This is a genomic window from Dyella sp. SG562, assembly GCF_011759495.1.
Lineage (GTDB): Bacteria > Pseudomonadota > Gammaproteobacteria > Xanthomonadales > Rhodanobacteraceae > Dyella_D > Dyella_D marensis.
Window position 1 is genome coordinate 224,199 of sequence record NZ_JAAOYS010000002.1, and the last position, 13,842, is coordinate 238,040.

Below are 13,842 nucleotides of genomic sequence, written 5' to 3' on the forward strand. Positions count from 1 at the left end.
CGCCCGCTGCCACGCGACTGTCATGCCGCGTGCCTAAGGTCGGGCGGATGACCCGTCCCCTCCTTCGCTGCCGGCGGTGCGCATGAGCTTCTCGCGCCGCCGTTTCCTGCTCGGCGCCGGCGGTGTGCTCGCCGCGCCGCTGTTCCCCGGCTTGCTGCGCGCGGCGCCGGCCATGCCGATGGCGGACAAGCGCATGGCGCCGCAGCTGGCGCAGCCGAACCAGCCGCTGGTCAATCCCGCCACGCTGGCGCGCTTCGTCGATGCCCTGCCGCTGCCGCCGGTGGCGCGCCCCATCGGGCAGCGCGAGCACCCCGCGCATCCCGGCCGGCGCCTGCCGCTCTATCGCATGGAGATGCGTGCGTTCCAGGCGCGCCTGCACCGCGACCTGCCGCCCACCACGCTATGGGGCTACCAGGGCAGCAGCCCCGGACCCACCCTGGAAGCGCGGCGCGATGAGCCTTTTCTGGTGGAGTGGGCGAACGCGCTGCCCACGCATCATCTGCTGCCGATCGACCACAGCATCCACGGCGCCGAAAAAGGCCGCCCCGACGTGCGCACCGTCGCGCACGTGCATGGCGCACGCGTCGGCCCGAACGACGACGGCTGGCCGGAAGACGCCTTCGCGCCCGGCCACTCGCTGCTCTACCGCTACCCGAACGCGCAGGAGGCCGCGACGCTCTGGTACCACGACCACGCGATGGGCATCACGCGCCTCAACATCTATGCCGGCCTGTACGGCGCCTACCTGCTGCGCGATCCGGAAGAACAGGCGCTGGCCCTGCCTTCGGGCGACTACGAGCTGCCGCTGATGCTGTGCGACCGCCTGATCGCGCGCGACGGCCAGCTCTACTATCCGGTCTCCGACGACCCCGCCGCGCCGTGGGTGTCCGAGGCCTACGGCAATGCCACGCTGTGCAACGGCAAGCTGTATCCGTACCTGGAAGCGGAACCGCGCCGCTACCGCCTGCGCCTGATCAATGCGGCGAATGCGCGCCATTACGAACTGAGCCTTTCCAGCCGCCGTCCCTTCATGCAGATCGGCAGCGACCAGGGCCTTCTCGGCACACCGCTGGAACGCATGCGCGTGGAGCTGTATCCGGCCGAGCGCGCCGACGTGGTGGTCGATTTCTCCGGCCTGGACGGCAAGACGGTGGAACTGCGCCAGCCTTCCGAACCGCTGCTGCAGTTCCGCGTGCGCAGCCGCGACAACAAGCATGCGGCGTCGGTCGCCGTGCCTGCCGCGCTGCGCGCCGTGCCGCGCATGGATGCCGCCACCGCCGTGCGCGAACGCATCCTTACCGTCGGCGAGATGGACGATGCCAATGGCAACGCGATGATGATGACCCTGGGCGGCCATCACTGGTCCGATCCCATCACCGAAGATCCCGTGCAGGACAGCGTGGAGATCTGGAGCCTGGTCAACCTCACCGGCGACGCGCATCCGATCCACCTGCACCTGGTGCGCTTCCAGATTCTCGAGCGCCGCCCCTACGACCTGTTCGCCTGGAACGAGCGCAAGGAACTGAAGTACACCGGCCCCGGCCAGCCGCCGCCGCCGCATGAGGCCGGCTGGAAGGACACGGTGCGCGCGGACGCCGACATGGTCACCCGCATCATCGTGCGATTCGAGGGCGAGCCCGGCAAATACGTGTGGCATTGCCACCTGCTCGAGCATGAAGACAACGAAATGATGCGGCCTTTCAAGCTGTTGCCGAAAGCCTGAAAAACCGCTGGTTTTTGCGCTTGCGCAAGCCCTTGCGCCTGTCGCCGCGCTGTCATCTGCGCCGCCATCGCTGTCGCTTCGCTGCCAACGCAACGTCATGGGCGAAGACCATGCTCCGCGCCGGCCCGCGTCATTCCACGGCATGCGGCCGCATCAGGGGGACCACGTTGCAGCCTTCGCGTTGCAGGAGTCCAAAGTCATGCCCAAGCTTCACGGCTGTCCGCGTTACCTGCCGTTCCTCACCGCTGCGCTCGCCACCGTCCTGGCCGGCGCGGCGGGTGCGCAAACCACTAACGCCGAGCAGGATGCCGCGTTCCGCCATGGCATTCCCGGCGCCGGCACCAGTCCGCGTCCGGGCATACCGGGCGGCATCGTCACGCTGCACCGACCCGGTGAGCCGGGCGACCGCAGCGACCGCACGCGCACCCCGATCAAGCACGTGATTCTGCTGATCGGCGAAAACCGCACCTTCGACCATGTCTACGCCACCTACACGCCGCCCAAGGGCCAGAGCGTGCACAACCTGCTGTCCGAAGGCATCGTCAACGCCGACGGCACGCCGGGCCCGAACGTAGCCCTGGCCAGGCAGTGGCAGGCCACCGACACCGGCAAGTTCGCCATCGCGCCCAAGCGCACCGCGCCCTACGCCATGCTGCCGGCGATGAACACCGGCGGCGCGCCGACCCAGCCCTACTTCGCTTCCGCCGCGCAGGCCGAAGCGGTGGAGCCGGGCCTGCCCGCGGGCGAATACGGCCAGCTCGCCAGCGGCGGCACCGGCCTGCCGGGGCACGTGGTCGATACGCGCTTCCCCACGCAGTTGCCGAATGCGCCGGTCGACATGAGCGCATCGCTCAGCTACGACGACTACGCCAACAGCCCCGTGCACCGCTTCTTCCAGATGTGGCAGCAGCTCGACTGCTCGGCCGGCGCCGCCACGCGCAGCAACCCCAGCGGCTGCCGCAACGATCTGTTCCCGTGGGTGGAAACCAGCTTCGGCGCCGGCAGCAACGGCGCGCCGCGGCCGGCCAACTTCGACGAGCAGACCACCGGCGAAGGCTCCACCGCCATGCAGTTCCTCAACATGGCCAAGGGCGACGCGCCGTACTTCAACGAGCTGGCGCGCGACTATGCGCTCAGCGACAACTTCCACCAGTCCGTGATGGGCGGCACCGGCGCGAACCACATCATGCTCGGCTATGCCAGCCTGATCTATTACGCCGACGCACAGGGCCGTCCGGCCACGCCGCCGGTCAACCAGATCGAGAACCCCGATCCCATGCCGGGCACCGACAACTGGTACACGCAGGACGGCTACGGCGGCGGTTCCTACGTGAACTGCGCGGACGAAAGCCAGCCGGGCGTGGCCTCGGTGAAGGACTACCTGCGCAGCCTGCCGTACCGCAGCTTCCGCGGCGGCGACTGCAAGCGCGACGCCTATTACCTGGTCAACAACTACAACCCCGGCTACCTGGGCGACGGCACGCCCGCGCCGCTGGGCGCGGACCAGTTCACCATCCCGCCGACGCGGCAGGAGAACCTGGCCCTGCTGCTCAGCCGCCATCACGTGAGCTGGAAGTACTACGGCGAAGGCTGGGGCGACGGCAAGGAGAACGGCGAGGCCGGTACCTTCTGCAATATCTGCGATCCGTTCCTGTACTCCACGCAGGTGATGACCGATCCCAAGCTGCGCGCGAACAACCAGGACATCAACGACCTGTACCGCGACATCCAGAACAACACCTTGCCCGCGGTGGCGATCGCCAAGCCGGACGGCATCCTCGACGGCCATCCGGCGTCGTCCAAGCTCGGCCTGTTCGAGGGCTATGTGAAGAAGATCGTGGACATGGCCAAGGCCAATCCCGAGGTGTGGAAGGACACCGCCATCGTGGTCACCTTCGACGAAGGCGGCGGCTATTGGGACTCCGGTTATATCCAGCCGATCGACTTCTTCGGCGACGGCACGCGCATCCCGATGCTGGTGATCTCGCGCTACTCCACCGGCGGCCGCGTGGTGCACACCTATTACGACCATGTCTCCTTCGACAAATTCGTCGAAGCCAACTGGGGCCTGCACGAGACCATCTCGCCGCGCGGCCGCGACAACCTGCCGAATCCGCGCTCGCGTCCGGACAATCCGTACGTGCCGGTGAATGCGCCGGCACTGGGCAATCTGATGGACATGTTCGACTTCGGCCGCTACGCGCGGCACGACGCCGACGGCGACGACAACGACGACCTGCAGGACTGACGGCCGCCGGTCACCGCGCCATGGCCACGGGGCCATGGCGCCTCCGCGCCGGTGCCACAGGGAGGTGGCGCCGGCCAGCATGGATCACCGGGCAGGGCTTACCGATGCAAGTGGCTTATCAGCTGGCGCGCTTCGTCCGCGCCGCGCTTACCGTATTACTGCTGTCGTCCGTGCTGGCGCCGCGCGCGCACGCCGACGCCGGCGATTTCCAGGCAATGCCTGGCCTGTGGAAGATCGTCACGCATGCCAAGGGCGCGCCGCATGAGACGGTGGCGTGGCATTGCGTCGATGAAGACGCCGATCCGTGGGCATCGTTCGCGCTGCCGCCACCGGATGCGAGCTGCCAGCGCAGCGACGAACACCGCAGCCGCACCTCGCTCGATTGGCATGTGCAGTGCCATGCACCACCCGTGCTGCATGGCCGGGTCGCCTTCGATTCGCCGGAGCACTACAGCGCCAGCTTGGGCGCCGAGGGCGCGGAACCGCTGCTTCGCGTCGACGGCCGGCGCTACGCCGCCTGCACCAGCCCCAAGGATTGATCGACAGCCAACGTAGGTTGGGGTGAGCGCAGCGAACCCCAACGATGCGTGGCGCTATGGATGGCGAATGTTGGGGTTCGCTGCGCTCACCCCAACCTACGGCGTTCTCTCAGGCGCCTTGGCTGGCCGCCTTCAGCGCACGCTTCGCCTGCCGCCGCGCGCGCCGCGCGGCCTTGCGCGCCTTGCGGTCGTATACGCGCAGGTAGATCGCCGGCGTGCTGAGCAAGGTCAGCAGCTGCGACACGAACAGGCCGCCCAGGATCGCCACGCCCAGCGGCTGACGCATTTCCGAACCCGCGCCGAAGCCGATCGCCAGCGGCAGTGCCGCGCCCATCGCCACCAGGGTGGTCATGGTGATCGGACGGAAGCGCACCAGGGCCGCCTCGCGGATCGCCTCCGGCGGCGAGCGGCCGTGTTCGCGTTCGGCGACCAGGGCGAAGTCCACCATCAGGATGGCGTTCTTCTTCACGATGCCGATCAGCATCAGGATCGCGATCACCGACATCATGGTCAGCTGGGTATGCGTGACCAGCATGGCCAGGAAGGCGCCCATGCCCGCGGCCGGCAGGGTGGACAGAATGGTCAGCGGATGCACCAGGCTCTCGTACAGGATGCCCAGCACGATATACATGGCCATGATCACCGCGAAGAAGATGAACAGGCCATTGGTCAGCGCTTCCATCAGCTGCTGGTTGTTGCCGCTGTACTTCTTCTGCACGCCGGCCGGCAGCCCGGCCGCGGCCATGGCGTCGTCGACGCGGCGCAGCCCTTCCACCTGCGACACGCCATCGGCGAGGTTGTAGCTGATGGATGAGGATTCCAGCTGGTTGTAGTGGCGGATCTCCAGCGGCGCGATGTTCGGCTCGATCTTGGCCACCGCCGAAAGCGGGATCATCTTGCCCTGCGTATTGCGCACATAGGTGTTGAGCAGCGTGTCCGGGCTGATCGACTGCGCCGCCGAGGTCAGCACCACCCAGTACTGGTTGATGTCCGAATAGATCACCGACACCGGACGCTGTCCGAACGCGTTGTACAAGGCCGTGTCCACCGACGCCGCGCTCAGCAGCAGGCGGCCGGCCGCATCGCGGTCCACCTTCAGCTTCTGCTGCTTGCCGATGGCGTCGAAGTTGGTGGTGACGTCGCGAAATTCCTTCAGGCCGCGCATGACGCGCGCCAGCTTGAGGGTCGGGCCTTGCAGGTCGGTGCCGTCGGCGCTGCTGAGCTGGAACTGATACTGCCCGCCGCCGCCGCCACCCCCGCCGCCACCGCCGATGAACTGCAGCGGGGTCAGCGAGGCGGTGATGTCCGGGATGGCCTTGTACTGCGCATCCAGGCGCTTGATCACCTCCTTGACCGGGTCGTGGCGCTGGCCGGGCTGCTTGCCCAGGGGCTTCAAGTCCACGAACAGCGTGATGCTGTTGCCGACCGCGCCATTGTTGTTGTTGCCGCCCAGGATGGTGGTGACGTCGAGCACCGCCGGGTCCTTCAGCATGATCGCGCCCATTTTTTGCGCGCGTTCGGCGAGCAGGGTCGGCGAGATGTTCGCATCCAGATTGAAATTGGCCTGCAGCATGCCGATGTCTTCCTCCGGCATGATGCCGCCGCCGGCGGTCTTGGCCACCGCGAAGGCCAGCACGCCGGTCAGCACCAGCAGCAGCGGCGGCTGCCATCGCATCAGGCCGCGATGGCGCATGGCCCAGTCCAGCGAGCGCTCGTACACGTGCAGCAGCCAGCGGTCGAAGCGTTCGGCCAGGCGCGACAGCGCGGAGGCGCGCTTGCCGTCGGCCCGCTTGTCGTCGGTATGTTCGAGCGAGAGATAGCGCCCGCACAGCGCCGGCGTCAGGGTCAGCGAGACGATGGCCGAGATCACCACCGTCGCGGTGAGCGTCACCGAGAACTCTTTCATCAAGGTGGTGAAAAAGTTATTGCCGAACAGCATCGGCGCGAACACCGCCACCAGCGACAAGGTGATCGACACCACCGTGAAGCCGATCTCGCGCACGCCGGTAAGCGCCGCCTGCAGCGGCCGCTCGCCGTGTTCCATGTGGCGCACGATGTTCTCGATCACCACGATGGCGTCGTCCACCACGAAGCCGATACACAGCACCAGGGCCACCAATGACAGCGTGTTCAAGGTGTAGCCCAGCACCCACATCAGCACGAAGGCGCCAGCCAGCGACAGCGGCACGCTGAGCATGGCGATCAGGGTGGGGCCGATGCGGCGCAGGAAGATCAGCATCACCACCGCCACCATGGCGATACTGAGCAGCAGCGCCACTTCCACTTCGTGCAGCGCGGACTTGGTGGTCTGGGTGAGGTCGAAGATCGGGGTGATCTTCACGTCCGCCGGCATCAGGTGCTGGAACTCCGGCAGCTTGGCGCGGATGGCGTCCGCCGTGGCCACGGCGTTGGCGTCGGCGCGCTTGCTGATCTGCATCGCCACCGTGCGGTCGCCGTTGAACCAGGCCGCCTGGAACTCGTCCTGCTGGCCGCTGGTGATGGTGGCCACGTCCGACAGCCGCACCGGCGTGCCCTTGCGCGAGGCGATCAGCAGCGCGCCGAACTCGTCGGCGGTATGCAGCGAATCGTTCGCCAGCACCGTCATCTGCGTCCAGCCATTGCTCAGCACGCCCTGCGGCGCGGTGACATTGGCCGCGATCAGCGCATTGCTGACGTCGTCGCTGGTGAGCTGCTTGGCGGCCAGCGCATCCGGGTTCAGCGCCACGCGCACCGCATGCGGCGTGCCGCCGAACACCTGCACCTGGGCCACGCCCGGCACCTGGGCCACGGCAGGCTTGAGCATGGTGTCGGTGAGGTCGTAGAGCTTGTCCGGCGGCAGGCTGGTCGAGGTGAGCGAGACCAGCAGCACCGGGATCTGCGAGGTGTCGAACTTGAAGTACTGCGGCGGACTGGGCATGCCCGGCGGCAGATCCGGCTGGGCCGCATTGATGGCCGCCTGCACGTCGCGCGCGGCCTTGTCGGCGCTGCGGCCGAAATTGAACAGGATCTGGATCTGCGTGGCGCCGTCGTTGGTGGTCGACACCATCTGCCGGATCTCCGGGATCCGGCCCAGATGCCGTTCCAGCGGCGCCACCACCGAACTGGCCATGGTCTGCGCATTGGCCCCCGGCATCTGCGCGAACACCACCACGCCGGGAAACTCGATGGTCGGCAGCGCCGCGACGCCCAGCAGCAGGTAGGCCCAGAAACCAGCCAGCACCAGCCCGATGGCGAGCAGCGAGGTGCCGATGGGTCGACGAATCAGCGGCGCAAAAATGTTCACAAGGCTTCCGTACCGGAGGTGCGCTGCGCGTAGCCTGCAGGGCGAATCGGCGCGCACCGGGGAGTACCGATGCAACGGGCATCGGGGGCATGGGCAATCATATCGGCTATAAGACCGCGCCACCCGTGACGCGCGGATGTGCCTTTAGTCCGGCCGTGTCGAAAGGCAGGGGGCTTCTTGAGTTCAAGAGCTTTTTTCTGCGCTTCGTAGAAACGTTGTCGCTAGAGCGGCCCCTCACCCCGACCCTCTCCCCGGAGGGGAGAGGGGGATGACGGGTGGGGCGAAAACCGAGCGAAGAGCTCGCGGCGCAGCCGCGGCGTTCCGCTGGTGCGCTTTTGCTCTTGATCTACCGGGTTCCCTTGGCGCCGGCGGTGAGGGCTGGACGATCAGGCCCCGCAGGGGGCGAGGACAGGACGTCCTCGCCTTTTTGATCAGGGCATGGATGCCCTGTCAAAAAGCCCGGCCAGCCCTCACGGACCCTCAGCAGCTGCGCTGCTGAGGGCGCCAAGCAGGGTGCCCTTCTCTTTGCTTACTTTCTCTTGGGCACGCAAGAGAAAGTAAGTCGGGCCGCGGCAGCGGCACGAAACACTCGCCGCAGGCGAGACAATCAAGCACCAACGCGACAACCAGGCGATACCGCCACTGGATCCCGGCCTACGCCGGGATGACGAGCAAAGGCGACGCCGGGATGACGAGCAAGGGTCACGCCGCCTGCCCCGCGGCCTTGAGTGCGCGCTTCGCCTCGCGCCGCGCCCTCCGCGCCGCCTTGCGCTCCTTGCGATCGTGATTCCACAGATAAATGGCAGGCGTACTCAACAACGTAAGCAACTGCGACACCAGCAACCCACCCACAATCGCCACCCCCAACGGCTGCCGCGTCTCCGCGCCAATACCAAACCCGATCGCCAGCGGCAGCGCCGCACCGATCGCCACCAGGGTCGTCATGGTGATCGGGCGGAAGCGCACCAGCGCCGCCTCGCGGATCGCCTCCGGCGCGGACAGCCCGTACTCGCGCTGCCGCACCAGGGCGAAATCCACCATCAGGATCGCGTTCTTCTTCACGATGCCGATCAGCATCAGGATCGCGATCACGCCGATCAGCGACATCGGCGTCTGCGTCACCAGCATGGCCAGGAACGCCCCCGCGCCGGCCGCCGGCAGGGTGGAAAGAATGGTCAGCGGCTGGCCCAGGCTCTCGTACAGAATGCCCAGCACGATATACATGGCGAAGATCGAGCCCAGCAGCAGGAGCATGGAGTTGTCCTTGCTCTCCTGCAGGTTCTCGTTCTCGCCGGTGTAGCCGATCTTCACGCCGGCCGGCAGGCGCGCCTCGGCCACCAGCTGGTCGATCAGCTGCATGCCCTTGTCGCGCGGGAAATCCGGCGGCAGGTTGTAGTAGATCTGCACCGCTTCCATCTGGTTGTAGTGATTGACGATGGAAGGCGTCACGTTCGGCTCGATCCGGGCCACCGCCGACAGCGGCACCATGCCTCCGGTGCCGTTGCGCACATAGGTGTTGAGCAGGGTGCCGGGGGTGAGCGTGTGCTCGGCGCTGGAGGTGAGCACCACCCAGTACTGGTTGATGTCCGAATAGATGATCGACACCTGGTTCTGGCCGAAGGCGTTGTACAGCGCCGTGTCGACCATGCCCATGCTGATGTTGAGCCGGCCAGCGGCCTGGCGGTCCACCTTCAGCATCTGCTGCTTGTCGATATTGTCGTAGTCGCTGCTGACGTCGCGGAACGGCGGCCGGTCCTTCATCAGCTTGGTCACCTTGTAGACCCAGGGCTGCAGGTCGATGGTGCTGGCGCTGATCAGCTGGAAGCTCTCGGCGCCCTGGCCGCCGCCACCGCCGCCGCCGTTGAAGAAGCTCAGCGAACTCAGCGACACCTGCACGTCCGGCAGCAGCTCGTACTGTTTGCGCAGGCGCTCGACCACCTTGTCGATATGTTCCGGGCGCTCGCCGGGGCCGTTGCCCTTGGGCTTGAGGTCGACGTACATCACCGACTGGTTGCCCACCGCGCCGCCGGCATTGTCGGCGCCGAGGAAGGTGGTCACGTCCAGCACCGCCGGGTCCTTCAGCATGATCTCGGCGGCCTTCTGCGCGCGCAGCGCCATCAGGCCGGGCGAGATATTGGTGTCGGCGCGCACCATGGCACGGATCAGGCCGATGTCTTCCTTGGGCATGAAGTTGAAGCCGGCGGTCTTCACCACCGCCATGGCCAGGCCCACGGTCAGCGCCAGCAGGATCAGCGGCTGCCAGCGCATCAGGCGGCGGTGATGCATGGCCCAGTCCAGCGCGCGCTCGTAGACGCGCTGCATGCCGCGGTCGAAACGCTCCACGGCGCGCTCGATCCGGCCCGGTTCGCGCCGTTCGCTCTCCTGCTTGAGCATCCAGCCGCACAGCGCCGGCGTCACGGTGAGCGAGATCACCGCCGAGATCACCACCGCGGCGGTCAGCGTCACCGAGAACTCGCGCATGATCACGGTGAACTGGCTGTTGCCGAACAGCAGCGGCACGAACACCGCCACCAGCGACAGGGTGATCGAGATCACCGTGAAGCCGATCTCGCGCACGCCCAGCAGCGCCGCCGGCAGCGCCTGCTCGCCGTGTTCCATGTGGCGCACGATGTTCTCGATCACCACGATGGCGTCGTCCACCACGAAGCCGATGCACAGCACCAGCGCCACCAGCGACAAGGTGTTGAGCGTGTAGCCCAGCGACCACATCACGATGAAGGCACCGGCCAGCGACAGCGGCACGCTCAAGGTGGCGATCAGGGTCGGGCGCAGCCGGCGCAGGAACACCAGCATCACCAGCGCCACCAGCAGGATGCTCAGCAGCAGGGCGATCTCCACCTCGTGCAGGGCCGAGCGGGTGGTCTGGGTGAGATCGAAGATCGGCGTGATCTTGAGGTCCGCCGGCAGCCACGAGCGCATTTCCGGCAGCTTGGCGCGGACCGCGTCGGCGGTGGCCACGGCATTGGCTTCCGGGCGCTTGCTCACGCGGATGGTCACCGAGCGCTGCCCGTTGAACCAGGCCGCCTGGTATTCGTCCTGCTGGCCGCTGTAGACCTTGGCCACGTCCGACAGCCGCACCGGCGTGCCGTTCTTCACCGAGATCAGCAGCTGGCCGAATTCTTCGGGATTGTGCAGGGAATCGGTGGCGGTCACCGTCATCTGCGTGGTGCCGTCGCTCAGGATGCCCTGCGGCGAGGTGACGTTGGCCGCGCGCAGCGCATTGCGCACGTCGTTGCCGGACAGGCCCATGGCCGCCAGCTGCGCATTGTTGAGCTCGACGCGCACCGCCTTGGGCCGTCCGCCCATGATGCGCACCTGCGCCACGCCCGGCACCTGCGACAGCACCGGCTTGATCAGCGTGTCGGCCATGTCGAACAGCTTGTCGGGGCTCTGCGTGCTCGAGGTCATCGACAGCAGCAGCACCGGCATCTGCGAGTTGTTGAATTTGAAGTAGCGCGGCGGGATGGTCATGCTCGAGGGCAGGTCCACCTGGGCGGCATTGATCGCCGCCTGCACGTCGCGCGCCAGCTTGTCGGTGGACTTGCCCGGCTCGAACAGCAGGATCACCGAGCTGGAGCCGTCGTTGCTCTCCGAACTCATCTCCTTGATGCCGGGAATCCGCCCCAGATGCCGCTCCAGCGGCGCGGCCACGGTGGACGCCATGGTCTGCGCGCTGGCGCCGGGCACTTCCGCATAGACCGACATGCCGGGAAATTCCAGCGCCGGCAGCGCGGCCACGCCGATCAGGAGGTAGGTCCAGATGCCGGCCAGCGCCAGGCCCAGCGCGAGCAGCGAAGTGCCCACCGGGCGGCGGATCATTGGAGCGAAGATGTTCACGTAGTCCCCGGGCGGCGCCTCCTGCGGCGCTCCGCAGGGGGGACTTTATGTCGGGGGGCACATGCTTGGGATGTGCCTGAAGTGCGTGGCGCATATAGGTCGTAGGTTGGGGTGAGCCATCGGCGAACCCCAACGTCGCGGCCTATGACGGTGCCACGTTGGGGTTCGCCTGCGGCTCACCCCAACCTGCGCCCGGATCTCAGTGCGCCGGGCTGTAGCGCAGCGTCAGGTAGGCGGTGCGGCCCAGCTGGTTGTAGAAGCGCACGGTCTCGTAGCGGTGGTCGAACACGTTGGCGACGCGGCCCTGCAGGGTCCAGCCCGGCTGGAAATGCCAGCTCGCGCGCAGGTCCACCGTGGCGTAGCCGCCCAGGCGCTGCAGGTTGGCCGCGTCGTCGTAGCGGTAGCCCTCGGCATTCACCGTGCCGCCGATGCTGAAGGCGCCGCCGAGATCGCGGTCCAGGTCGAGGCGGGCGATGCGTTCCGGACGGCGCGCCAGCAGGTTGCCGCGGTTGGGATCGTCCTCGCCGCGGTTCTCCGGCTTCTGGAAGGTGAGATAGCCGCGCAGGTGCCAGCCGTCGACGTCGGCGCCGGCCTGGCCTTCGATGCCGCGGATGCGCGCCTTGCTGATGTTGACCGGCACGAAGAAGGCGTCGTAGCCGATCAGGTCGTCCACCTTGGTCTGGTAGGCGTTCACCGCCCAGTTCCACACGCCCGGACGCGCCGACAGGCCGATCTCCGCCGTGCGCGACTTCTCCGGCTTCAGGTCGGGATTGGCGGTGGCGAAACCGAAGAACGGCGGGAAGTACAGGTCGTTGAAGGTCGGTGCGTGGAACGCCGTGCCGTACGAGGCGGTGAACTTCAGGCCGTTCTCGAAGCCGTAGCCGTAAGCGGCCGAGCCGGTGTCGTGGTTGCCGAACTGCTGGTTGTGGTCGTGGCGTGCCGACAGCTGGATCTCGTGCGGACCGAACTGGCCCTGGTACAGCGCGAACACGCCGGTGTTGTCGCGCTTGCTGCGCAGGTAGTCGGTGTCGCTCTGCACGTGTTCCTGCTGGTAGTCCACGCCGGCGCTGAGCAGCTGGCCCGGCGCGAGCGTCACGTCGTTCTGCCAGCTGGCCTGGTTGCGGCGCGAATACAGATGGCCGGCGGGCGCCATATCGGCGCCGAGGTCCGCGCGGTTGAGATAGTTGTCGGCGCGGTCGATGTTCTGGCCGGCGCTCAGGCTCATCTTCCAGGCGTCGAGCACGGCGAAGCGCAGGTTCGCGCCGGCCACCTGCTGCGAGCGGCGCGTGTAGTTCTGGAAGTCGCCGTCGTATTCGATGTCGCCCTTGCTCTTGAGCACGCTGGCGGTCAGTTCGGTGCCGCCGTCCCAGCGATAGCCGCCGCTGAGCGCGCCGTTGTAGGTGCGGTAGCCGTCGTCGTCCGGCTCGTTGGTGAAGCAGCCGCCCACGCCGGCCGCCGCGGCGCGGCAGGCATTGATGCCGCGCGTGTACTGGCCGCCCACGCTGGCGTTGAACCAGGCGTTGCGCGAACCGCCCGACAGGCCGAACTGGCCGTCGGCCAGGCGATGGCTGCCCACGCCTACGGTTACCGACGGCGTCAGCGCCTGATCGGGCTGGCCGTGGTGGGTGAAGATCTGGATCACGCCGCCGATCGCATCCGAGCCATACAGGCTGGAACGCGGGCCGCGCACGATCTCGATGCGCTCGATCTGTTCCACCGGCAGCTGCTCGAAGGCCGGAATGCCCGCGCCCACCGTGCCGATGCGCACGCCGTCGACCAGCACCAGCGTGTGCGAGGAATTGGTGCCGCGCATGAACAGCGAGGTCTGCTGGCCCAGGCCGCCGGCATTGCCGAAGGCCACGCCCGGCAGGCCGGACAGCAGGTCCTGCACCGACTGCGGCTGCAGGCGTTCGATGTCGGCGCGGGTCAGCACGGTGACCGGCGCCAGCGTCTCGTCGATCGGCGTGGCCGTGCGGGTGGCGGTCACCACCACGGTGGGGAGCTGCCCGGCGTCGTTCTGGTCGGCGGCATGGGCCGCGGCGACGCAGGACAGCAGGGCGGTGGCCAGCAGAGTCTTCTTCATGGAGCGTTTTCCTCGGCCGCGCCTCGCGCACGGCCCATCGATGACGAGCTGGCGGCATGACGGAGGAGGCGCAAACGACGGCAGGCGAACGGCACCGGCACGTGGTCC

The 13,842-nt window shown here is 67.5% G+C and carries 6 protein-coding genes; 3 read left to right on the forward strand and 3 right to left on the reverse strand.

Translation table 11 applies throughout. The features are described from left to right. Positions 1–82 precede the first annotated feature (82 nt). The 3 genes from FHW84_RS04495 (at position 83) to FHW84_RS04505 (ending at position 4,510) form a co-directional block, all read left to right on the forward strand. Positions 83–1,723, forward strand: a complete 1,641-nt coding sequence (locus FHW84_RS04495) for a multicopper oxidase domain-containing protein (protein ID WP_167252943.1) — start codon at positions 83–85, stop codon at positions 1,721–1,723. 199 nt (positions 1,724–1,922) lie between these two features. Then, positions 1,923–3,971 (forward strand): alkaline phosphatase family protein, encoded by a 2,049-nt coding sequence (locus FHW84_RS04500; protein WP_167252944.1) that lies wholly within the window; start codon positions 1,923–1,925, stop codon positions 3,969–3,971. Positions 3,972–4,075: 104 nt separating this feature from the next. Then, positions 4,076–4,510 (forward strand): DUF3617 family protein, encoded by a 435-nt coding sequence (locus FHW84_RS04505; RefSeq protein WP_167252945.1) that lies wholly within the window; start codon positions 4,076–4,078, stop codon positions 4,508–4,510. A 109-nt stretch (positions 4,511–4,619) separates the two neighbouring features. Here the strand turns inward: FHW84_RS04505 and FHW84_RS04510 are convergent, their stop codons facing one another. From FHW84_RS04510 to btuB, 3 genes are all read right to left on the reverse strand, one after another. Continuing rightward, positions 4,620–7,793 carry an efflux RND transporter permease subunit gene (locus tag FHW84_RS04510; protein ID WP_167252946.1) on the reverse strand — a complete coding sequence of 1,058 codons (3,174 nt, stop codon included), beginning with the start codon at positions 7,791–7,793 and terminating at the stop codon, positions 4,620–4,622. A gap of 702 nt (positions 7,794–8,495) precedes the next feature. Next, positions 8,496–11,651, reverse strand: coding sequence for an efflux RND transporter permease subunit (locus tag FHW84_RS04515; RefSeq protein ID WP_167252947.1), 3,156 nt, complete (start codon positions 11,649–11,651; stop codon positions 8,496–8,498). 199 nt (positions 11,652–11,850) lie between these two features. Further along, entirely contained in the window at positions 11,851–13,734 is a 1,884-nt protein-coding gene (gene btuB, locus FHW84_RS04520; RefSeq protein WP_167252948.1) for a TonB-dependent vitamin B12 receptor, read from the reverse strand. Positions 13,735–13,842 lie beyond the last annotated feature (108 nt).